Raw genomic sequence first — 24,422 nt, 5'->3', positions numbered from 1 at the left:
ATATTGAGATAGAAGTTCACGTACTTCCATTTCAACTAATTCTAATAATTCTTCGTCATCAACCATATCACATTTATTTAAAAATACGATGATGTAAGGAACACCTACTTGACGACCTAAAAGGATGTGTTCACGAGTTTGTGGCATAGGACCATCTGTTGCTGCTACTACTAAGATAGCACCGTCCATTTGTGCCGCACCAGTGATCATGTTTTTAACATAGTCAGCATGGCCTGGGCAGTCTACGTGTGCGTAGTGACGAGTTGGTGTATCGTATTCAACGTGTGAAGTGTTGATGGTGATACCACGTGCTTTTTCTTCTGGTGCGTTATCGATTTGATCGAATGCACGAGCTTGACCGCCGTATTTTTTAGCAAGTACAGAAGTAATTGCAGCAGTTAAAGTTGTTTTACCGTGGTCAACGTGGCCGATTGTACCAACGTTTAGATGGGGTTTTGTACGTTCAAATTTTTCTTTAGACATCTTAATGTTCCTTTATTAAATCACTTCCCTTAAGTGATTAAGGGAAGTGTTACTTTATTTAGATAAAATTATTTCGCTTTACGAGCTTCAATAATTGCGGTTGCAATATTTGTTGGTGCTTCATTGTACTTCAAGAACTCCATTGAGTAAGAAGCACGACCTTGAGTTTGTGAACGAAGGTCTGTTGCATAACCAAACATTTCTGAAAGTGGAACTTGTGCTTTAACAGTTTTACCTGTTGCAGTATCTTCCATTCCTTCGATCATACCACGACGACGGTTTAAGTCACCGATAACATCACCCATATAATCTTCTGGAGTTTCAACTTCGACTTTCATAATTGGTTCTAAAAGCACAGGTTTAGCTTTCATGAAGCCATCTTTAAATGCCATTGAACCAGCAATTTTAAATGCCATTTCTGATGAGTCAACATCATGGTAAGAACCATCAAAGATAGTGACTTCAACATCAACAATTGGGTAACCAGCAAGAACACCGTTTTTCATTTGTTCTTGACAGCCTTTATCAACCGCAGGGATGTATTCTTTAGGAACCACACCACCAACGATTTCGTTGTTGAATTTGTAGCCTTCGCCACCAGCTTCCAATGGTTTGATTTTTAACCATACATGACCGTATTGACCACGACCACCAGACTGACGAACAAATTTACCTTCTTGTTCTACTTCATTGCGAATTGTCTCACGGTAAGCAACTTGTGGTTTACCAACATTTGCTTCCACTTTAAATTCACGTTTCATACGGTCAACGATGATTTCTAAGTGAAGTTCACCCATACCAGAAATAATAGTTTGACCAGATTCTTCATCAGTGTGAACACGGAATGAAGGGTCTTCTTGTGCTAGTCGACCTAAAGCAAGGCCCATTTTTTCTTGGTCAGCTTTAGTTTTTGGTTCAACAGCAACCGAAATTACCGGCTCAGGGAATTCCATTCTTTCAAGAATAATTGGTGCACTTTCAGCACAAAGAGTATCCCCAGTTGTGACATCTTTAAGACCAATTGCAGCAGCAATATCGCCTGCGCGAACTTCTTTAATTTCTTCACGTTTGTTAGCATGCATCTGAACGATACGACCAAAACGTTCTTTCTTATCTTTCACAGAGTTAAGAACAGTATCACCAGAGTTAACAACACCAGAGTAAACACGGAAGAATGTTAAGTTACCAACAAATGGGTCTGTTGCAATTTTGAACGCTAATGATGAGAATGGCTCATCATCACTTGAGTGACGTTCAGCAGCTTCACCATTTGGTAATTCACCTTTGATTGCTGGTACATCAGTTGGCGCTGGTAAGTATTCAATAACAGCATCAAGCATGAATTGCACACCTTTGTTTTTAAAGGCACTACCACAAGTTACTAAGATGATTTCGTTGGCAAGTACGCGCTCACGCAATGCGGCTTTCACTTCTTGCTCAGTTAACTCTTCACCACCAAGGTATTTTTCCATCAACTCTTCACTTGCTTCAGCTGCAGTTTCTATTAAGAAAGAACGCCATTCTTCAACCTGGTCAACCATGTCAGCTGGCACATCTTCATAAGTAAATGTTACGCCTTGATCTGCATCATTCCAGTTAATTGCTTTACGTTTAAGTAAATCAACAACACCAGTAAATCCTTCTTCAGCACCGATTGGTAAAACTAAAGGAACTGGAACCGCTGCTAAACGAGTTTTGATTTGATCAACAACACGTAAGAAGTTAGCTCCCATACGGTCCATTTTGTTGACAAATGCAATACGTGGAACTTTATATTTGTTTGCTTGACGCCATACAGTTTCTGATTGAGGTTGCACACCACCAACCGCACAGTAAACCATTACTGCACCATCAAGAACACGCATAGAACGTTCAACTTCGATTGTAAAGTCAACGTGTCCAGGGGTGTCGATGATGTTGATACGGTGTGGTTCAAATTGTTGACCCATGCCAGACCAGAAAGCTGTTGTTGCTGCAGATGTGATAGTAATACCACGTTCTTGTTCTTGTTCCATCCAGTCCATGGTAGCTGCACCATCATGAACTTCACCAATTTTGTGACTAACGCCAGTATAAAACAAAATACGTTCAGTCGTTGTTGTTTTACCTGCGTCAATATGTGCACTGATACCGATGTTACGGTAGCGTGCTATAGGGGTTGTACGAGCCATATTAATCCTCTGTTTAGAATCGTTTGCTTAATAAAACATCATTTTGGTGACCGATAGCAGATAAGGGCTATCAGTCCAAATTCAAGTCACTTATACAATTATAAGTGCGAATATTACCAACGATAGTGTGCAAACGCTCTATTAGCTTCAGCCATACGATGAACATCTTCGCGTTTTTTCACAGCGGTACCTTTGTTTTCAAAAGCATCCATAAGTTCATTCGCTAGGCGTAAAGCCATTGATTTATCGCCACGTTTACGAGCTGCATCTACAATCCAACGCATTGCAAGTGCATTACGACGAACTGGACGCACTTCAACAGGAACTTGGTATGTAGAACCACCAACGCGACGTGACTTAACTTCTACAGTTGGTCTTACGTTATCTAATGCAACTTCAAAAGCTGCTAAGTGGTCTTTTCCACTACGCTCAGCTAATTTATCAAGAGCTGAATATACGATTGATTCTGCGATAGATTTTTTACCATCTATCATTAAAATATTTACAAATTTCGCCAGTAACTCTGAACCGAACTTCGGATCAGGAAGAATTTTTCTTTGACCGACAACATGACGACGTGGCATTGGAATACTCCGTTTATATGTTATAAATTTTCAGGTTTACCCAAAACTCAAATGAGTTAAATGGAATTATATAGTTTGGCCTTACTTAACGGAGTTCCATTAAGCTTTAGGTCGTTTAACACCGTATTTTGAACGGCTTTGTTTACGATCTTTAACACCTGCGCAGTCTAATGCACCGCGAACAGTGTGGTAACGAACACCTGGTAAGTCTTTAACACGACCACCACGGATTAAAATTACACTATGTTCTTGTAGGTTATGACCTTCACCACCGATATAAGAAGTAACTTCAAAACCGTTGGTTAAACGTACACGACATACTTTACGTAATGCTGAGTTTGGTTTTTTCGGTGTAGTTGTGTAAACACGAGTACAAACACCGCGTTTTTGCGGGCATGCTTCAAGGGCAGGAACGTTGCTTTTTGCTTCCTTTAGTGCTCTTGGTTTGCGTACCAGCTGATTAATTGTTGCCATTAATAAGCTCCTGATTAATTAAAATAAATTTAAAATTGCTTTTTAGATACGTAATTAATAACTGTAGACCAAAACCTATGTGTATAAGTTTTGGGTCGCAAGATTCTAGACCCCAGGGGAGATAATGTCAAGTTTTTGCTATCAATAAGTGCTTGATCTTGGTATTAATTATTTATAGAGGATAGTCGTTATTTTATAGAAAGACACTAGTATATCTGTTTATTTTTTGTTAAAAGATCAATAGTCCCTATTGTATAGTGTGTTTTTATTGTTATTAAAAACATTAAAATGTTATTAATTTTACATTTGAATAGTCCATAAATTATAAAACGCAATTCTCCCACATAACTCGGCAACTAAAACAATAATAAAAGCAATAGAGTAAATTATTGTTGATTGCTTAGATCGATAAATATTTACAATAACTAAAACAAGTGCAAGTACTAATAATAGGCATTGAATTAGCATCCAAATATATTGTTTTGAGGTAAGTTCAGGTGATACTGAGGTCATTAAATTAATATAAGGAATTTTTAATAACAGAATCGATATTACACCAGTAAAGAAAGAAATTATGCCAATTCGAAATATCCCAAAAACTATTGCAGCAATTCCTCCTAACACTAGCATAGAGGTATACATCTGAATGGCTGTGTAATAGGTATTCCAGGTTTTAACCGTTGGTAGCATATAAGTAAGAGCAATCATCCAAACAAAAATTAAACTAAAAAAGATCAACAATAAAGATAATATTTTAGAAAAATTGGGGATTTGATATATGCGTTGACAAAGTGAGTTGACCAATAGCCATTTTTTACCATCATTATGATAAGAAAAATAAGTTAGTAATACACATACTAATGTTATTCCAAACAAGAGACCAAAGGAAAAAATTTCATTGCTCATCGGCGAACGACCAATACCCCAAATAACATTAAGAGCCCGAAAAGGATGACCTAAATGTAGCGAAGCAATAAGCATTGCAACAGCCATTACAATCAGAGCCGCCATATTCATTTTATTTATCTTAATTAAACTGTATGAATAATGGCTTAAAGATGATATGCCACCAATCAGCACCATCCCAGCAGATAATTGACCGAGTACCGTAAAAAATACCAATGGTAATTCATGCATATAACTCATACCTCCTCAGGATTAAGTACTTTACCTAAGGTATCACCAGATGCTTTAGCATGTGCATGTGGTTTTATCACAATATTAGGTTTAGTCAGCTGTGAACTTGGTAGTGGTGCAATATTGCATTCATCACCATAACGGTGACGTAGTTTTTCAATTTCGTCAAAATCTAACGCACGCTGAGGGCAAGATTCAACGCATACTGGTTTTAAACCTTCGGCTACACGTTCATAACAGCCATCACATTTTGACATGACTTTCTTTTGATGATCAAATTGCGGTGCTCCATAAGGACAACGCATTTCGCAATATCGACAACCAATACAAACATCTTGATTAACAACCACTAAACCATCTTGCTTTCGTTTATGCATCGCACCTGTTGGGCAACCTTGTACACAAGTTGGTTTTTCACAATGATTACACGAGATAGATAAATAATAGGCAAAGGTATCGTTTTGCCACATACCATCAACCAACTGCCAAGTACCTCCACCATATTCATAAACACGGCGAAAATGAACACCTAAAGCATTGTCTTTCTCGTCTTTACAACTGAGTTGGCAGGTTTTGCAACCGGTACATTTTGATGAATCAATATAAAATCCATATTGCATTTTTATTATCCGCTCTTTAATTTACGACGTTAATCCTGAAACCGATAATGGTTTAACTTCAACCAGATTGGTATGCTGCGGATTCGATTTTGCAAGTACTGTTGGGCGCAATGATGTTAACCGATTAATACATCCGCCAATATCAATCCCTATAGAATTGGTTTTTGCCCACATTCCTTGCGGAATCGCAATCACTCCTGGTAATATACGTGGCGTAACTTTAGCAGGAATATACAAACGACCACGATCGTTATAAACCTCGACCAATTGCCCATGCTTAATCTGCCTTTGCTCGGCATCGAATGGATTAATCCAAAGGCTGTTAGCAACAGCTTCACGCAATTGCGGTAAATTACTATAAGAGGAATGGCATTGCCCTTTAGTATGAAATCCAATAAGTTGCAACGGGTATTTTTTACGTTTTGGTTTATCTTCGCTCCCTTCGATAGCAGGCAAATATGCTGGAATTGGGTACAGAACATCTTCGGCATCAAGCTCCCATTTGTTGGCAATATTAGCTAATGCCTCTGAATAGATTTCTATTTTTCCCGACGGCGTGTTTAATGGGTTTTTAATAGGATCATCTCTAAAAGCTTTTAAACCAATTTGTTTATCACTATCGGCAAGCCTACGCTCAATTACTCCCATACCATCGGTATCAGCAAAAGGAGGTAAATTAGGTTCATTTTTTCGCAATTGCTCATAACAATATTCTATCCATTCATCTTGAGAACGACCTTCAGTAAATTTATCTTTTACGCCTAGCTTTTCAGAAAGATCGGTTAATACATCATAAGCTGCACGGTTTTCCCAAAGCGGATTAATTGTACGTTGCATACGAATTATATAACTATACGCACCAGATGAATAAGAGTTATTAATCAAATCATTATTTTCAACTGATGAAACATCAGGCAGCAATAAATCAGCATATTTGGCTGATGCAGTCATATGCGTATCCCAAACAAGAATAAATTCACATTTAGATTCATCTTGTAAAATTTGGTGAGTACGATTTAGATCTGAATGTTGATTGCCAATTACATTACCAGCATAATTCCAGATAAATTTAATACCTACATCCAACTTCTCCTTACCTTTGAGATAAGAATTTCTAGCTGTCATACTTGGCCCATCTTCAATTGCCTTCGTCCATAGAAAGAAAGGAATACTGGTTTTAACAGGATTTGGAAGGTTAAAACTAGGTATAGGATAAATAACACTCCCACCCCACGTCCCAATATTGGTACCAGGTTTACCAAATTGTCCTGTAATAATAGGTAGCATCATAATCGCACGTGCGGTATGTTCGCCATTTTGCCAGCGCTGTACACCATAACCTTGAGAAATCCATGCAGCTTTAGCGTTAACAATATCCAATGCTAGCTTACGAATTTGTTCCGCAGGAATACCTGTCTTTTTAGCTGCCCATTCTGGTGTTTTAGGCGTTCTATCGTTACCCAATCCGAGAATATAAGATTTAAAATCACTAAAAGGCGGTGCACTGTCAGGCAATGACTCAGTGTTCCAACCAACACAATATTGATTGAGCATTGCATCATCAATACGATCTTCTTCAAGTAAAGCATAGCCAATAGCAGCAACTAACGCAGCATCGGTACCGGGAATTATCGGGATCCACTCAGCATTATACGCCACCACACTTTCGCTGCGACGGGGATCAATTATAATCACCCGGGCATTACTTTGTTCTAATGCATGAAAAAGCTCTGTAACTTGCCCTCCACCCGACATTCGGGTCTCGGCAATGTTATGTCCAAACATCACAACTAAATCAGAATGCTTTATCTGATCAAGTAAAGAATCCTTAGCATTACCAAAAATATAAGGGCGAATAGCTGAAATCTGCCCACTCGAATAATCGCCATGATAATTTAAAAAACCACCAATTGTACTTAAAAAACGCTTACATGCATTACGCCCAGAAAGATTAGCTCCTGTTGTACCTGAACCATATTGGTAATAAATTGCCTCATTGCCATACTGATTAATGGTATATTTAAGTTTATTGGCTAGTAGACTAATGGCTTGATCCCATGAAATACGTTTAAATTTACCCTCACCACGTTTACCAATGCGCAGCATAGGATACTTTAAACGTTCAGGATCATAAGTTCGCCAACGAACAGATCTACCACGAAGACAAGGGCGAATTTGATGCAAGCCAAAAACGGAATCATTAATCCCATCTTCTGATGATATTTTAGTAATAATATCGTTTTTGACATGAACTTTTAAAGGACAACGGCTACCACAGTTTACTAAACAAGCACTGTAAACAATCTTTTCTTCATCTGTGGAATTAGTAGGGATTATCTTACTTCTAGCATTGGTGTTTGGCTCTGCATAGACAAAAGGTAATTGTATATTATTCGTTAGTACAGATACACCTGCTATAGTTAATGATTTTTGTAAAAAATTACGTCGGGTTATTTTATTCTGTAGTTTACTCACATTATTCCCTGATATAAATATGGGATTTGTTGATAATAATACTAAAAAAGAAATAAACAAACTAAAAACGAAAACTGTTTAAATTAATAAGAATCGAATGAAGCGATGATTAAATAGATAGCTGTTAGAATTATATAAGATTAAACCCCATAAAGCGATTTCGGGGAAAACGCTTTATGAGTTTTTAACGGGTTATTTTAACTATAAAATTTAGACAAATCAGTGTATTTCCACAAAAGTTGGGATTATCTACATTACATTCGTTGATTTCGTTTAATAACGACATCTAGCACATGTTGTTTAGGGTTTCACACATGCCGCCCTACCGTTGGTGTTGGACGGGTAGTTGTAGTTGATAAAACCGTTGTACGAGTCGACGTTGTATTGATGGTTATCTCTTGACTGGAATGCCCAATAGTTGTAGTTATCCCAGTCGGTACCGGGATAGTTGTTGATGCCTCTAAAGGTGAACCCCCACTCGTTAAATATCCCTCCAATCCAGCGACTACCATTTCGGTAACTCAAACGCCTTTGATAATGGTTAACATTTCTTCCTGGAATACCGACTGTCCAGTTAAAATTAGTATCTGATCTCATTGCGTTGGTATAGTCATTAATATCCGGTACTCGATAGCCATTACCTAAGTCACGACAAAATTTTTTGGCATTAGTGTAATCTACTCCTCCCGGTCGAGCTATATACCAACGCTCTATTTTAAAGTTATAAAGTAAATGACCACCAATACTATCAGAATACAACTTAAATTCTGATGGCGTAAAATTTGTATTTAACGATAACTGATTTGGTCCAATTAATTCTATCTTTAATGCCTTATCTATATTAGGATACCGCCCATCCCAATTCTGGGTAGTTGCTGCACTTAATTTCAATATTACACCTGTTCCTGTCCCTCTCACTGTTTTACCATTGACTGCAATAACTTGCTCTGGGGTTATCCCACCCAACAATAAGTAAAAAAACAATTTATTTGCCCCCGTTGTTGGAAAGTTGTTAGTTGGTCTAGTAAATGGCTGTACCTTAAACCCTCTATTTTTAACCCAATCAGTTGCTAATTCATCATCAGCTTGCTTGTATAAATTTGGTTGAACAAAACAAACAATTGGATTATCTATTTTGGGCTTAATATAGAAGCTATGACTTGCACCAAAAAGATGACTCTTGTAGGGGATTCCATACTGAGTTGATACATTGCCATTCGTTGCAGATAATGTGATTTTATACGGTGCGTCACAAATATTTAATAACTTGTTTGAATATGCTTTAACCTCATCAGTAATATCTTCGCCTTTTCTATTTTGCCACTTAATCGTGATGCTACCTGTTACGCTTATAGGTTTATCACCATCATCGTCTTTCAAATAATTAAACGGCTCTCCAACCAAGTCAGTTAGATCAATACGTGGGTAGCTTGCTACAGGTACAATTGTTTGCACACTCTCAAACGTGTCAGCTTTATTCGGTAACTCAATAGGGTTGATTTCACTTGAAATATCTATTACACCACTAGGATATAAAACCTTACTTGTACCCTGTGGAATATAGCTTTTATTATTTGATAACGTTATGCCTAAAAATTCTACTAAACTCTCGTGTTTCGTAATTCCACCATCAAACGTTAAATACGGCGCACTACCGTATATTACTTTATTGGTCGTTGCTGATAAAGCGATTGCACTATTTGCAGGTAAAAGAAGATAAATACAAGTAAATAGAGTTAAACGTGAAGAGAAAAATTTTATAAGTGAAAGAAGGTGTTTACATGGAGTATAAAATAGCTGTACCTTACAATTAAAAAGTAACGATCTCAGAGAAATCAAATTTTTTGGTTGTTGAAAAGTATGATTAAATGACATTATACCATTACCTATTCTATTTTGTGAATTTACGATTATTTTAAAGAATTAAATATTTGAGTTATTATTGACCATTAATTAATGGTGTTTCTGTAGTATTAATGCACAAAATATCACCCATTAAGAGGATATTGGTTTAATTTTAAACAAGAAATAGTGTCATTTAAAGATAAAAAATATTAACTTTTGTTAAGATTCGTTAAGATTTGTTAAAGGTGTTGATTTTGTTATAAACTATATTGACAATATAAAACGAAAAATAAATACAACACTTGTTCTAGGTATTAAATTATCAACCGTAATTTACGATCAACAATACATTATGAATTTATTTGTACATAGAGATTTAGGTATAAAATTCAATTAAAGGACAGCGCCAATGATTCACTCTCAATAAGTTGTCCACCTTAATCATTATGATTAATTTATTATGATAAATATAGTTTAGCATTGCAAATCAAACGCCTTCACCATTGGCCTTGGTCTTATTAAACAAAGATTGGTATAATAGCAGTCATTTATTCGAATAAATAGAAAAACTATGTCACAATCTACTTATAATGCCGTTGATATTGAAGTATTAAAAGGCCTTGATCCAGTTCGTCATCGACCAGGAATGTACACTGACACAAGCCGACCAAACCATTTAGGGCAAGAAGTCATTGATAACAGTGTTGATGAAGCTATCGCAGGTCATGCTCGTAAAATTAAGGTTACCCTTTTTCAAGATAATTCACTAGAAGTTATCGACGATGGGCGAGGAATGCCGGTTGATATTCACCCTGAAGAAGGTGTACCAGCGATTGAATTATTGCTTTGTCGTTTACATGCTGGCGGAAAGTTCTCGAACAAAAATTACCAATTTTCAGGTGGTTTACACGGTGTAGGTATTTCGGTAGTCAATGCATTATCAAAACGTGTTGAAGTTACTGTTCATCGTGATGGACAAGTGTACGAAATAGCTTTTGAAAACGGTAATAAAGTTGAAGATCTGCATATTACGGGCACTTGTGGTCGTCGTAATACAGGTACCAAAGTTCGTTTTTGGCCTGACGAAAAATATTTTGATTCGCCTAGATTTTCTGTCCCACGCTTATCACATCTACTAAAAGCTAAAGCGGTGCTTTGCCCTGGCCTTGAAATTATTTTTAAAGATGAAATCAATAATACCGAACAACGTTGGTGTTATGAAGATGGCCTAAAAGATTATCTAATGGAATCTGTCAGCGGTTACTCTCTTTTACCTGAAACGCCTTTTACAGGTAATCATACTGGCGAAACAGAAGCCGTAGAATGGGCACTGCTTTGGATGCCCGAAGGCGGAGAATTATTAACTGAAAGTTACGTTAACTTAATCCCAACCGTACAAGGCGGTACCCATGTTAATGGTTTACGTCAAGGATTATTAGACGCAATGCGTGAGTTTTGTGAGTTTCGCAATTTGTTACCACGAGGATTAAAATTAACCGCCGATGATATATGGGAACGCTGTGCCTATGTTATTTCAGTCAAAATGCAAGAGCCTCAGTTTGCGGGTCAAACTAAAGAACGCTTATCATCGCGCCAAAGTGCGGCATTTGTTTCGGCTATTGTGAAAGATGCGTTTAGTCTTTGGTTGAATCAAAATGTACAAATAGCCGAATTACTAGCTGAAATGGTAATTTTATGTGCACAAAAACGCTTAAAAGCGTCCAAAAAAGTCATTCGAAAGAAATTAACCAGTGGTCCAGCATTACCAGGCAAATTGGCTGATTGCTCATCACAAGACTTAAGTCGTACTGAACTGTTTTTAGTGGAAGGCGATTCTGCGGGAGGTTCGGCTAAACAAGCGCGAGATCGTGAATATCAAGCCATTATGCCTCTTAAAGGCAAAATCTTAAATACATGGGAAGTCTCGTCCGATGAAGTACTCGGCTCACAAGAAATCCATGATATTTCTGTTGCTATCGGTATCGATCCAGATAGCGATGATTTAAGCCAATTACGTTATGGTAAAATCTGTATTTTAGCCGATGCTGACTCAGATGGACTACATATTGCAACATTACTTTGTGCTTTATTTGTTCGGCACTTTCGTACCATGGTTGAACATGGGCATGTCTTTGTTGCTATGCCGCCGCTTTATCGTATCGATTTAGGAAAAGAAGTTCATTACGCCCTAGATGAAGAAGAAAAAGAAGGCATTTTAGAACAGCTTAAACGTAAAAAAGGCAAACCCAATGTGCAGCGCTTTAAAGGTCTAGGTGAAATGAATCCACTACAACTACGCGAAACAACAATGGATCCCAATACGCGTCGTTTAGTACAGCTTTCGCTTGATGATGCTGAGCAAACGATGGCATTAATGGATATGCTACTTGCTAAAAAACGCTCAGAAGATCGTCGCGAATGGTTACAAGAAAAAGGCGATCAAGTTGAACTTGATGTCTAATAAACTGAATGATTTAGAGGAACAATAATGAGTGAGATAACTCATGACGGAGTAGAAATCCAGTCGTTACGCACTTTTACCGAAAGCGCCTATTTAAACTACTCAATGTACGTCATTATGGATCGTGCCTTGCCATTTATTGGAGATGGCTTAAAACCAGTGCAACGACGCATTGTTTATGCTATGTCTGAATTAGGACTTAACGCACAAGCCAAATTTAAAAAATCTGCACGTACCGTCGGGGATGTGCTTGGTAAATATCATCCTCATGGTGATAGTGCCTGTTATGAAGCGATGGTGCTCATGGCACAACCATTTTCATATCGCTATCCATTAGTTGATGGGCAAGGTAACTGGGGGGCACCTGATGATCCTAAATCATTCGCCGCTATGCGTTACACAGAATCACGTTTGTCAAAATATGCCGAACTACTATTAGGTGAACTAGGACAAGGAACGGTTGATTATACGCCTAACTTTGATGGTACTTTACAAGAACCTAAAATGTTACCGGCTAGATTACCCAACATTTTATTAAATGGTACAACAGGTATCGCGGTCGGCATGGCAACTGATATACCGCCTCATAACCTTCGTGAAGTCGCGAATGCGGCAATTATGCTTGCTGATAACCCCAATGCGACGCTCAACGAAGTAATGGCTCACATACAAGGCCCCGATTTCCCAACAGAAGCTGAAATTATTACTTCACCAGAAGACATAGCGAAAATCTATAAAACGGGTCGTGGTTCAATCCGTATGCGTGCTGTCTGGAAGAAAGAAGAAGGTGATATTGTAATTACAGATCTGCCTCATCAAGTTTCGGGTGCTAAAATCTTAGAACAAATAGCTTCTCAGATGCGAGCCAAAAAACTACCTTTAATTGAAGATTTACGTGATGAGTCTGATCACGAAAATCCAACTCGTCTGGTCATTGTGCCACGTTCAAATCGAGTAGATTTAGAGCAAGTGATGAATCATCTATTTGCCACAACCGATCTCGAAAAAAGTTATCGGGTTAATATGAATATGATTGGGCTTGATAATCGCCCATCAGTAAAAGGCTTAGTTGAAATTCTTTCTGAATGGTTAGAGTATCGAAAAAATACCGTCACTCGACGTTTAAATTACCGTTTAGATAAAATATTAAAACGACTCCATATTCTCGATGGCTTATTAATTGCTTTTTTAAATATTGATGAAGTTATCGAAATTATTCGTCACGAAGATGAACCTAAACAAGAATTAATTAATCGTTTTGCCTTAACTGAAATTCAAGCCGAAGCGATTTTAGAGTTAAAACTTCGCCACTTAGCCAAACTTGAAGAGATGCGCATTAAAGGCGAACAAAGTGAGCTTACAAAAGAGCGTGATCATCTGCAAGCTTTGTTAGCTTCGCCTAAAAAATTGAGTAATTTAATTAAAAAAGAGCTAAAAGAGGATGCTGAAAAATATGGCGATGACCGTCGTTCTCCAATTGTTGAGCGCAGTGAAGCTAAAGCTATTAGTGAACAAGAGTTAACACCATCTGAACCTGTTACTGTCGTTTTATCTGAAATGGGTTGGGTAAGAACAGCAAAAGGTCATGATATTGATCCTGCTGGTTTAAGTTATAAATCTGGTGATAGTTTTAAAGCTGCCGCCAAAGGCAAAAGTAATCAACCTGTTATTTTCATCGATTCAACGGGACGTAGTTATGCTATAGAACCAAACACGTTACCATCAGCACGAAGTCAAGGCGAACCATTAACTGGTAAATTAGCACTACCCGCTGGTGCAACAGTTGAACTTGTGCTCATGTCTCAAAATGATGATCAAAAATTATTACTTGCTTCAAGTGCTGGTTATGGATTTATTGGTAAATTTAGTGATTTGATTGCTCGCAATCGTAATGGTAAAGCAATTATTAATTTACCTAAAGAATCTAAAATATTGCCACCAATTGAAATCACATCTGAAGATAGTTTACTACTATCAATCACCAAAGCAGGTCGAATGCTCATATTTCCTGTAAAAGATCTACCTGAACTTGCTAAAGGTAAAGGAAATAAAATAGTATCACTTTCAGGTGCTGATGACTGCCTTGCTTATACTCTATTAATTACACAAGACACTTCAATAACGTTATATGTTGGTAAACGCAAACTTACATTATATCCTGCTGATTTACAAAAATTTAAGGCAGAGCGAGCACGAAAAGGTACACCGTTACCAAGAGGTTTACAAAAGATAGATAAAATAGAGGTGAACGAATAATATGTCTTTTATCTGGGCAATAATTGCAGGCTTTGTTTTGAGCACTGTATTAAAAACAGGATGGGGATTTATTCTTGGGATTTTTGTTGGGCCAATGCTTTACCGCACGTTTTGTAATAAATTGACCGAACAAAGAACACAAGCAAATCCAACACTTTATTTAACTGTTGTTTTTGAAGTTCTAGGTCACTTAAGTAAAGCTAAAGGGGTCGTCACACAAGATGATATTAATCTTGCCAGTCAATTTATGGATAGATTACAACTTGACCGAAACGGCCGAAAACTAGCCCAAGATTCATTTAATAATGGTAAAGCAAGTGACTACCCACTAAGATCTCGTTTGGCTGAGCTATACGCACAATATCGTTTTCGACGTAATGTGTTAAATATTTTTTGTGAGCAATTGATCCAAGCTGCATTAGTTGATGGCGTTTTAGACGAAAAAGAACAACAAATTTTATTTATTGTGGCTGAAGGATTTAATATTCCACGTCAACAAATGGCAATATATATCCAAATGATGATGGGAAGTTATCACTTCCGTCAAAATGGCTATAGTAACCAACACGGACAACGAGACCAATACCAACGCAGTAATAATTATGGAAATTATCAAGGTCGCTCACCACAATCCGACCTACAAAATGCTTACAAAATTTTAGGTGTTGCAGCTACAGCTGAAATCTCAGAAATAAAAAGAGCTTATCGTAAATTAATGAATGAGCATCATCCTGATAAGTTAGTATCGAAAGGCTTACCGAAAGAGATGCTTGAAGCCGCCAAAAAACGTGCACAAGAGATTCAAGCGGCCTATGATCTTATCAAAGCATCACGTGGATTTAAGTAGAGACTATCATCATGATGCATTGGCGATCAATTTTACGAATTATCGGTTTATTAGTATCCCTATTATCGATATTCATGTTATTACCAGCACTTGTTGCATTAATCTATCGCGATGGGGCTGGTGCAATTTTTGTTCGCTCTTTTTTTGTTGCCTTAATTTTAGGAATTGCACTATGGTTTCCTAATCGTAATCATCGCCACGAGCTGAGCACACGTGAAGGCTTTTTTATCGTCGTACTATTTTGGGTTGTTCTAGGATCAATTGGCGCTTTTCCTTTTATTTTTGATACACATATTAATTTAAATTTAAATACTGCATTTTTTGAATCATTTTCAAGCTTAACCACAACAGGTGCCACCACAATTGTTAAGTTAGATCATCTACCTAAAGCTTTACTTTTCTATCGCCAATTATTGCAATGGCTTGGAGGGATGGGGATTATCGTGCTAGCTGTTGCTATCTTACCATTACTGGGGGTAGGGGGAATGCAACTTTATCGTGCCGAAATTCCAGGTCCGCAAAAAGACAGTAAAATGCGTCCACGTATTGCTGAAACAGCTAAAACACTTTGGTCAATTTATATTTTGCTAACAACGCTTTGTGCTATTTGTCTCTGGCTGGCTGGTATGAATGTATTTGATGCTGTGTCACATAGTTTTTCCACGATATCAATGGGAGGGTTTTCAACCCATGATGATAATTTAGCCTATTTTAACAGTCCAGTAATCAATTACATCGTCACCCTCTTTTTGATTTTATCTGGTTGTAATTTTGCGCTCCATTTTGCCGCACTAAGTGGCTTTTCGATTAAAGAGTACTGGCGTGATCAAGAGTTCAGAACATTTATATTTATTCTACTGATACTAGTTGCTATCTGCACAATTGTTATTTATTTCTATAAACCACACCGCCTGAGCATTGATAAAATTATCTTACAAGTGGTATCCATATCATCAACAGCAGGCTTTAGTGTCGATGATATCAACACATGGCCATCATCATTACCAATCTTTTTATTGTGCGCTTCATTTATTGGTGGTTGTGCGGGATCAACGGGTGGCGGTTTAAAAGTGGTTCGTGTGTTAATTTTGTTTATGCAAGGCTCACGTGAACTAAAGCGCCTTATTCATCCTAACGCTATTTATACTTTAAAATTAAATAATCGCGTGGTTTCTGAACGCATAATCGAAGCAATTTGGGGATTCTTTTCTGCATATACGTTGGTCTTTTTAGTTAGCTTATTTATTATTATGGCAACAGGCATTGATGCCACTGACTCTTTTTACATAGTAGCATCATCACTTAACAATTTAGGGGTTGGTCTTGGTAGTGTAAGTGATAATTTTGCTAGTGTCAGTGATATAGTAAAATGGGTAATGGTGGTTGACATGTTATTTGGGCGATTAGAAATATTTACCTTACTAGTTTTATTCACACCAACATTTTGGAAAAGCTAAATTTATACTGAAACACATAGTTACCTGAAAGTTTTTAACAGGATATGCAATTTTTATAAATATTTTATTGATTATTTGCTCAATTACAGACAGAATTACAACGCAGCATGTGCTGTATTTATTAGAGGTAATCACCTGACATATGGAATGGATCATGGATCCTACAATCTGGATTGGCTTATCCACTCTGGTTGTACTTGAAATCGTCCTTGGTATTGATAACATTGTTTTTATAGCCATTCTTGCCGAGAAACTTCCACCCCAACAACGAGATAAAGCCCGCGTTACCGGTCTTGCTTTTGCATTAATCACTCGAATTTTATTATTAATGTTTACGGGTTGGTTAGTCACACTCACTACACCGCTATTTTCGATATCCGAGATCAGTTTTAATGCCCGACAACTAATTATGCTAATTGGTGGTATATTCTTGCTATTTAAAGCTACCATGGAGCTCAATGAACGCCTTGAAGGCACATCAAATGAGGATGGTAAACCTAAAAAGACATCCCACTTCTGGACTGTCGTTGCTCAAATAGTTGTACTTGATGCAGTGTTCTCGCTTGATTCAGTTATTACAGCTGTTGGAATGGTTGAACATATCCCAGTGATGATTATTGCCGTTTGTATAGCAATAGGCATTATGATGGTTGCAAGCAAACCATTGGCTAATTTTGTCAATGCCCATCCAACCATTGTGATCCTATGCTTGAGCTTCTTATTAATGATAGGATTTAGTCTTGTTGCCGAAGGTTTTGATTTTATTATTCCAAAAGGTTACTTATATGCGGCGATCGGTTTCTCAATCATGATTGAATTTTTTAATCAATTAGCCATACTAAATCGCCGTAAAGCATTAAATAAAAAACCGCTACGAGAACGTACTGCCGAAGCTATTTTACATCTACTAAAAGGTGATGCTGAGGAAGATCCCGATACTCATAATATTGATATCGTATCTGATGCTAATAAAAAAGTATCAGTGTTTAATCATCAAGAACTCAGCATGGTTGAACGAGTACTTGGACTTGCACAGCGTTCGGTCAGTAGCATTATGACATCTCGACTTGATGTTGATATGGTCAATATTAATGACGATCGTGATGTTATAATAAAAGAAATCTTTGATAATCCTCATTCTCGTTTAGTTGTCACTGATAATGACTCAATTGATGAGCCTTTAGGCATTATCCAAGTTAATGACCTTTTAAAAGATGTACTACAAAGCAAAGCACCGATTGATATACACTCACTAATCAAACAACCTTTAATCTTTCCAGAAACCGTATCGTTACTGGTTGCATTAGAACAATTTAAAAAGGCCAAAACTCATTTTGCTTTTGTGGTTGATGAATTTGGTTCAATGCAAGGGGTTGTCTCGGTAACAGATATTATCGAAACCATTGCTGGTGATTTTCCAACAGAAGAAGAGGAAATTGATGCTAAACATGATATTCAATGTCTAGATGATAATAGCTGGATTGCTAATGGTTATATTCCAGTTGAAGAGCTAGTCCGTTTTGTACCAATACCGATCGATGATAAACGTGAATATCATACCCTAGCGGGGCTATTAATGGAAAAAGCTCAACATTTACTCAATGTTGGTGAAACCTTGCAAATTGGCGATTATTTATTTGAAGTAGCTGAAATAGAAAGTCATAGAATTCTTAAAGTAAAAATCACGTTAAATAAACCTGATTCTGTAGCATTATAATACAGCAAAGAGAAATAACTAGAATAACGCTTGACCAAAATAAATAACTAGCAATAATTGACGCTGAAAAATTTTTGTTTATTTGAAGGTGTGGAGTAAATACTCCTCATCTTTTTTATTTTTCCCCTTTAGTAAAAAATAGGTAAAACTGTTTATAAACTTTTACTCTTACTTATCAATCTAAATTAGGCCTAAACTTATGAAGTCAATATTCGAAAAAACCTTTCAATTGAAAGAGAAAAAAACAACTATCGGTACTGAAATTATCGCTGGTTGTACTACCTTTTTAACAATGGTTTATATCATCTTCGTGAATCCTTCCATCTTATCAGCAACAGGTATGGATACTTCTGCTGTTTTTGTTCTAACTTGTATCGTAACAGCCTTTGCTACCATTTTAATGGGGCTATTTGCCAATTTACCAATTGCATTAGCACCTGCCATGGGGCTTAACGTCTTTTTTGCCTATGGCATATGTGGGGCAATGGGCTATTCTTGGCAAATTGGTATGGGAGCGATATTTTGGGGTTCTTTAATCTTTTTTGCGTTATCACTATTTAAAGTTCGTCACTGGTTAATTGAACATATTCCACAATGTTTGCGTGTAGGTATTAGTGCAGGTATTGGACTATTTATTGCTTTTATGGGATTTCAAAATATGGGCATTGTAGTCGCTTCTCCTTCCACACTATTAACTATGGGGAATATCTTATCGCTTAAAGTCCTATTAGGATCACTAGGTTTTTTTATCATTGTTATTTTAGCGGCTCGTAACTTTCATGCAGCAGTATTAATTTCAATTTTAGTTGTAACTTTATTAGCACTATGGCTCGATCCAAATATCAGTTACCAAGGTATTATATCTATGCCACCAAGTGTAACTAGCGTTGTTGGTCATGTAGATTTAGCTGGCTCGCTTAATATCGGTATCATGGGCGTTATTTTTTCAATAATGATTGTCAGCTTATTCGACTCATCAGGCACTATTTTAGCACTAACAGATAAAGCAGGCATTAGTGACGAAAAAGGTCGATTCCCCAAAATGCGTCAAGCGCTGTTAATTGATAGTTTTAGCTCCTCTTTAGGTGGATTATTTGGTACATCATCAGTGTTAACCTATATTGAAAGTTCCGCAGGTATCTCTGTGGGTGGTCGAACAGGATTAACCGCAGTAGTAGTTGGACTATTATTCTTATTGGTAGCCTTTTTCTCGCCACTGGCACATTTAGTACCTACCTATGCAACATCAGGCGCACTTATCTTTGTTGGGATCTTAATGGTTTCAAGCTTAGTTAAAGTTAACTGGTCTGACTTAACAGAGGCAACACCAGCTTTTATTACAGCAATTATGATGCCATTTGCCTTTGCAATTACTGAAGGGGTTGCACTAGGTTTTATCTCTTATGTAGTGTTAAAAACCTTTACTGGCAAATTTAAACAATTAAATCTTTGTGTAATAATTTTTGCTTTACTATTTGCTTTAAAATTTATTTTTATTGATCATCATTAAAAATGACTCCCCATCGTTACTTACGATGGGGAAATTTTTCAAGAAATTAACGCATTGGATACTTATGGTTAATATAAAGGATCAACTCCATTTAGCTCTCTAATGATGAAATTTCCTGTTTTTCCAACGTCTAGTGTTGTTTTTAGCCATGGCAAAATTGTATGCATTTGTTCGTGTAATTTCCATGGTGGGTTAATTACTATCATCCCTGATGCTGTCATGCCTTTTTGGTTATTATCAGGCTTTATTGCCAGCTCAAATTGTGAAATTCGTTTTATGCCTAAGTTAACAATATTATCAATCATTTTTTGAGTTTGTGTACGAGATACCACAGGATACCAAATTAAGTAAACACCTGTTGCAAAACGTTTATATGCTTCAAATAATGCTGTAGGGATTTTTTGATAATCGTCTTTAATTTCATAAGAAGGATCAATCAATATTATTCCACGACGAGATAGTGGAGGTAACTTTGATTTTAATTGGGAAAATCCATCTTCACGTAAAACTTTTGTTCGTTTATCTTTACTAAATTCTTGTTTTAATAAAGGGTAATCAGTTGGGTGTAACTCTGTAAGGTTGAGCTTGTCTTGTTCACGTAATAATTGCTTCGCAATTAATGGTGAACCAGGATAATATTTTATTTCCTCAAAAGGATTATAGCGTCTTAGTACCGATATGTATGTATTAAGCAATTCAGGAATATTAGATTGTTGCCATAGTAAATTAATTCCTGATAAATATTCACCCGTTTTTTCTGCATGCTCACTTCTTAATAGATATCGTCCTGCCCCCGAGTGTGTATCTAAATATAAAAAAGGCTTTTCTTTTTCCTTTAATGATTCAATACATAACGTTAAAACAATATGTTTTAATACATCTGCATGATTTCCTGCATGGTAACTGTGGCGGTAGCTTAGCATAGGGAATCTACTCTCTTTTTTTCATTTTTTTGCATATAAAAGGTTATTAAGGATAAACAAAGAAGACAAGGAATTTCCATTAATTCTTCAATGAGATCTTTTCGCTCTTTTGTTATAACTAGAAATTCATGTCCAATACGGCGATGTTCTGCAATATCAGCTATACCTAAGAATAAAAAAGCAAAGAATATATGCCAAAATGGTATTTTTTCGTATTTGTAGCGACGAGCAATTTCTCGGCGAATCGTGAGTAAAAATATACTTAGTATTGGGAGCGCTATTAATATACTAGCAATGATTTTATAATAGAAACGAGGTACCTCAGGGAAAAAGTCTCTTCCCCAACTAATTCCTCGACCAAAAAGCATAAACCACCAGAAAATTGTCCAAATCCAAAATCTATAAAGCTCAGAATGTTCAGATACTCGTTTTGCATAATAATAGGTATAACAGCACATAAATAATAAGAAGAGAGATTGAATATGTTCAATCACTACAACCGTCATTCCATTGTATAAAGGTATAAACCAATTTCCCGTAATATAAAGGATAATGCCAAGAGTGATAATTAATAACGAACTTTTGTAAAAATGAAAATCTAACTTACACATATAATATCTTAGTACTAAATGGCACTTTTAAGTTTGAGTATAGTACCGCATTTACGACATAAATAACTAGTTTTATTATTTTGAATTTTGTTGTGTCTTATTGAGGTTAATTGATGTTGTTGACAACTACAGTAGTATAAATAAGTATTGCGTTGAATAGGAAAACGGTGAGTTGTTGCAGGGATTTTTCCTAATATTTCTGACATAATATATTGCCATTCTTTACCATGTGGTTTTACTTTGCCAAACTCTTTAAAGACAATGAGATGTGCTAATTCGTGAGGCACAACTTCCTCAATAAATTGAGTACCATTATCTAGCAACATAATCGAATTAAGTTGAATTTCCCAACGTGTTAAAAAGGCACTACCAGCAATACTGCCTTTGGGTTTATAAATGATCTTAGGCTCTTTATATTGGGAATGTAGACGTTGATTGGCTTGCATTAAGTGAGTTCTTAAACAAGCCATAGTTTGATTATGTAAATAAATTGGTATGCGTTTATAGTCCTGCTGCATCACGTAGTAGTGCCGCTTTATCAGTTTTTTCCCAAGGGAATATATCTCGACCAAAATGACCGTAACTTGCAGTTTGTTGATAGATCGGTTGAATTAGCTCAAGCATTTGGATCAATCCATAAGGTCTTAAATCAAAGAATTCTTTAATAAGCGATACAATTTTATCGTGATGGATTTTTTCTGTGCCGAAAGTATTGACATAGATTGATGTAGGATTGGCAATACCAATTGCATAAGATATTTGTAATTCACATCTGTCAGCAAGTCCTGCAGCAACAATATTCTTTGCAACATAGCGTGCGGCATAAGCTGCTGAGCGGTCAACTTTTGAAGGATCTTTTCCAGAAAAGGCACCACCACCATGACGAGCTGCTCCACCGTACGTATCGACAATGATTTTGCGTCCAGTTAGTCCACAGTCTCCCATAGGGCCACCAATAACAAAACGTCCAGTTGGATTAATAAAGTATTTTGTTCTAGGTGTTAACCATTCGGCTGGCAATGTCGGTTTAATGATTTCTTCCATGACGGCTTCATGTAATGCTTTTTGCTCAATACCTTCTGAATGCTGAGTTGATAGAACGATTGTATCAACACCTTTTATCCGACCGTCTTGGTAAATTAATGTTACTTGGCTTTTTGCATCAGGTCTTAACCAAGGAAGTGTACCATTTTTTCTAACTTCTGCTTGGCGGCGCATTAAGTCATGCGCATAGCTTATAGCAGCAGGCATTAGATTTGGCATTTCATTTGTAGCATAACCAAACATAATACCTTGGTCACCAGCACCTTGCTCTAGAGGATCGTTTCGATCAACTCCTTGATTGATATCCGGAGATTGTTTACCAATAGCATTAAGCACCGCACATGAATTTGCATCAAATCCCATTTCTGAACTGGTATATCCAATATCATTAATTGTTTTTCGAGTTAATTCTTCAATGTCTACCCAAGCTGAAGTAGTGATTTCACCGCCAACTAAGGCCATACCAGTTTTTACATATGTTTCGCAAGCAACACGCGCTTTCGGATCTTGTTTTAAAATTGCATCAAGTACAGCATCAGATATCTGATCGGCAATTTTATCTGGATGACCTTCTGAAACAGATTCTGAAGTAAATAGAAACTCTGACATAGAATACCCTCTTAACTTATTCTTGCACAATATTCGAAATATAATATTTAGCTTTAGTAAGTATTTATTTTAGCAGTTTTACCGTCTAGACGTCTAGTTTATAATTTATGGAACTAAATGCAACATTAGCTTGGGTAAAATACTTGCATTAATTTTTAATCAATTTACGATATGACGCGTTTCTAATTTATTATTTAATATCCTATAGCTAAAATGAATATCGTAAAACAATCTCCTTCAGTGTTAATATTTGATTCAGGTATTGGTGGTTTATCTGTTTATAATGAAATTTACAATAAACTACCTAATGCACACTATATCTATGTATTCGATAATGAGATGTTCCCTTATGGTGATAAATCATCAGAGTTTTTAATTAATAGAGTGAACTCTGTCATTGAGGCTGTTACTAAATTTTATCCAATTGATTTAGCAGTTATTGCTTGTAATACAGCTAGTACTATTTGTTTACCTAGTTTGCGCGCTAAATTTTCTTTCCCTATTATTGGTGTTGTACCAGCGATTAAACCAGCTAGCTTACTTACTAAAAATAAATGTATAGGATTATTAGCAACAAAGGCAACAGTTGAAAGAACTTATATAACCGATTTAATACAGCAATTTGCTTCGCATTGTACTGTTAAAATGTTAGGTTTATCGGAATTAGCACTTATAGCCGAAAATAAATTACAAGGTATTAATGTAGATATGAAACAGTTAAAAGAACTAATGCAACCTTGGCTTGGGTTACAAACAATCCCTGATACAATAATACTAGGTTGTACGCATTATCCTTTTATTAAGACAGAATTACAGACGCTTTTTCCTCAGGCGAGCCTAATAGATTCAGGTTATGCGATTGCGACAAGAGTCTGTAATTTACTAAATGATAAATATAATCTGGATCAAATAATTTCTTCTGCGTCCGAAAATATTGTATTAAGCACAGTTTATACTCAGCCTGTAGAAAATTTGATTAAAAAATTATCTGATTACAATCTTAATAAATATCAAAACATTAAAGTTAAGTGAGATTAAAACTTGCGCGACCAGATGGCTATTTTATCTTTTTTGCTTGCTAAAAAAAAAGAAGCCCCTATAATGCGCATCCACTGACACGCAGTCAGCGACAAGCAGACGAAGAGTTGGTGATTAAGTGAGATCAAAAATTTTAAAAAACATATTGACGAATAAAAAA

At 36.5% G+C, this 24,422-nt stretch carries 19 protein-coding genes; 7 read left to right on the top strand and 12 right to left on the bottom strand.

Annotation, left to right across the window (positions count from 1 at the left end; all coding sequences use genetic code 11):
* The 8 genes from J6569_RS09100 to J6569_RS09065 all read right to left on the bottom strand — a co-directional run.
* Window positions 1-483 (bottom strand): GTP-binding protein (locus J6569_RS09100; protein WP_296318290.1); only part of this gene is annotated, 483 nt, incomplete at its 3' end.
* 68 nt (window positions 484-551) lie between these two features.
* Entirely contained in the window at window positions 552-2,654 is a 2,103-nt protein-coding gene (fusA, locus tag J6569_RS09095) for an elongation factor G (protein WP_065590403.1), read from the bottom strand.
* A 113-nt stretch (window positions 2,655-2,767) separates the two neighbouring features.
* Window positions 2,768-3,238, bottom strand: coding sequence for a 30S ribosomal protein S7 (gene rpsG / locus J6569_RS09090; RefSeq protein WP_034915550.1), 471 nt, complete (start codon window positions 3,236-3,238; stop codon window positions 2,768-2,770).
* Between the two features lie 99 nt (window positions 3,239-3,337).
* Window positions 3,338-3,712 (bottom strand): 30S ribosomal protein S12, encoded by a 375-nt coding sequence (gene rpsL / locus J6569_RS09085; RefSeq protein WP_034883792.1) that lies wholly within the window; start codon window positions 3,710-3,712, stop codon window positions 3,338-3,340.
* A 300-nt stretch (window positions 3,713-4,012) separates the two neighbouring features.
* A complete protein-coding gene (locus J6569_RS09080; protein ID WP_296318289.1) occupies window positions 4,013-4,858 on the bottom strand; it encodes a DmsC/YnfH family molybdoenzyme membrane anchor subunit in 846 nt (281 codons plus the stop codon).
* On the bottom strand, window positions 4,855-5,469 hold the full coding sequence (locus J6569_RS09075) for a DMSO/selenate family reductase complex B subunit (RefSeq protein ID WP_296318288.1): 615 nt from the start codon (window positions 5,467-5,469) through the stop codon (window positions 4,855-4,857). Before J6569_RS09075 ends, J6569_RS09080 begins: the two co-directional genes overlap by 4 nt.
* Window positions 5,470-5,490: 21 nt before the next feature.
* Window positions 5,491-7,944 carry a DMSO/selenate family reductase complex A subunit gene (locus J6569_RS09070; RefSeq protein ID WP_296318287.1) on the bottom strand — a complete coding sequence of 818 codons (2,454 nt, stop codon included), beginning with the start codon at window positions 7,942-7,944 and terminating at the stop codon, window positions 5,491-5,493.
* A 300-nt stretch (window positions 7,945-8,244) separates the two neighbouring features.
* Window positions 8,245-9,819 (bottom strand): hypothetical protein, encoded by a 1,575-nt coding sequence (locus J6569_RS09065; protein ID WP_296300538.1) that lies wholly within the window; start codon window positions 9,817-9,819, stop codon window positions 8,245-8,247.
* Window positions 9,820-10,360: 541 nt separating this feature from the next.
* Between J6569_RS09065 and parE the strand changes: the two genes are divergently transcribed.
* From parE to J6569_RS09035, 6 genes are all read left to right on the top strand, one after another.
* Window positions 10,361-12,250, top strand: coding sequence for a DNA topoisomerase IV subunit B (gene parE / locus J6569_RS09060; RefSeq protein ID WP_296300539.1), 1,890 nt, complete (start codon window positions 10,361-10,363; stop codon window positions 12,248-12,250).
* A gap of 27 nt (window positions 12,251-12,277) precedes the next feature.
* Window positions 12,278-14,506 carry a DNA topoisomerase IV subunit A gene (gene parC, locus J6569_RS09055; RefSeq protein ID WP_296318286.1) on the top strand — a complete coding sequence of 743 codons (2,229 nt, stop codon included), beginning with the start codon at window positions 12,278-12,280 and terminating at the stop codon, window positions 14,504-14,506.
* A 1-nt stretch (window position 14,507) separates the two neighbouring features.
* Window positions 14,508-15,353: a co-chaperone DjlA gene (djlA, locus tag J6569_RS09050; protein WP_296318285.1), complete on the top strand. Its 846-nt coding sequence runs from the start codon at window positions 14,508-14,510 to the stop codon at window positions 15,351-15,353.
* 14 nt (window positions 15,354-15,367) lie between these two features.
* Window positions 15,368-16,810, top strand: a complete 1,443-nt coding sequence (locus J6569_RS09045) for a TrkH family potassium uptake protein (protein ID WP_065561201.1) — start codon at window positions 15,368-15,370, stop codon at window positions 16,808-16,810.
* A gap of 142 nt (window positions 16,811-16,952) precedes the next feature.
* On the top strand, window positions 16,953-18,527 hold the full coding sequence (locus J6569_RS09040; protein WP_034913350.1) for a TerC family protein: 1,575 nt from the start codon (window positions 16,953-16,955) through the stop codon (window positions 18,525-18,527).
* A gap of 199 nt (window positions 18,528-18,726) precedes the next feature.
* Window positions 18,727-20,037, top strand: a complete 1,311-nt coding sequence (locus J6569_RS09035) for an NCS2 family permease (protein WP_065610808.1) — start codon at window positions 18,727-18,729, stop codon at window positions 20,035-20,037.
* A 68-nt stretch (window positions 20,038-20,105) separates the two neighbouring features.
* On the opposite strand, the gene J6569_RS09030 is transcribed toward J6569_RS09035, so the two are convergent.
* Genes J6569_RS09030 through metK form a run of 4 tightly spaced genes read right to left on the bottom strand, consistent with a single transcriptional unit; the run spans window position 20,106 to window position 23,224 of the window.
* Window positions 20,106-20,960 carry a 23S rRNA (adenine(2030)-N(6))-methyltransferase RlmJ gene (locus tag J6569_RS09030; protein ID WP_174799359.1) on the bottom strand — a complete coding sequence of 285 codons (855 nt, stop codon included), beginning with the start codon at window positions 20,958-20,960 and terminating at the stop codon, window positions 20,106-20,108.
* Window positions 20,954-21,571, bottom strand: coding sequence for a hypothetical protein (locus J6569_RS09025; RefSeq protein WP_296318284.1), 618 nt, complete (start codon window positions 21,569-21,571; stop codon window positions 20,954-20,956). Before J6569_RS09025 ends, J6569_RS09030 begins: the two co-directional genes overlap by 7 nt.
* A 14-nt stretch (window positions 21,572-21,585) precedes the next feature.
* Window positions 21,586-22,089, bottom strand: coding sequence for a SprT family zinc-dependent metalloprotease (locus tag J6569_RS09020; protein WP_034913345.1), 504 nt, complete (start codon window positions 22,087-22,089; stop codon window positions 21,586-21,588).
* Window positions 22,073-23,224: a methionine adenosyltransferase gene (gene metK, locus J6569_RS09015; RefSeq protein WP_034913342.1), complete on the bottom strand. Its 1,152-nt coding sequence runs from the start codon at window positions 23,222-23,224 to the stop codon at window positions 22,073-22,075. Before metK ends, J6569_RS09020 begins: the two co-directional genes overlap by 17 nt.
* A gap of 213 nt (window positions 23,225-23,437) precedes the next feature.
* Here metK and murI point away from each other — a divergent pair, with 213 nt between their 5' ends.
* A complete protein-coding gene (gene murI / locus J6569_RS09010) occupies window positions 23,438-24,256 on the top strand; it encodes a glutamate racemase (RefSeq protein ID WP_296318283.1) in 819 nt (272 codons plus the stop codon).
* Window positions 24,257-24,422: the final 166 nt, after the last annotated feature.

The organism is Gilliamella sp. (genome assembly GCF_024104075.1).
In the GTDB taxonomy this organism is placed as follows: Bacteria; Pseudomonadota; Gammaproteobacteria; order Enterobacterales; family Orbaceae; genus Gilliamella; species Gilliamella bombi.
This window is presented reverse-complemented; position numbering and strand designations above follow the sequence as displayed.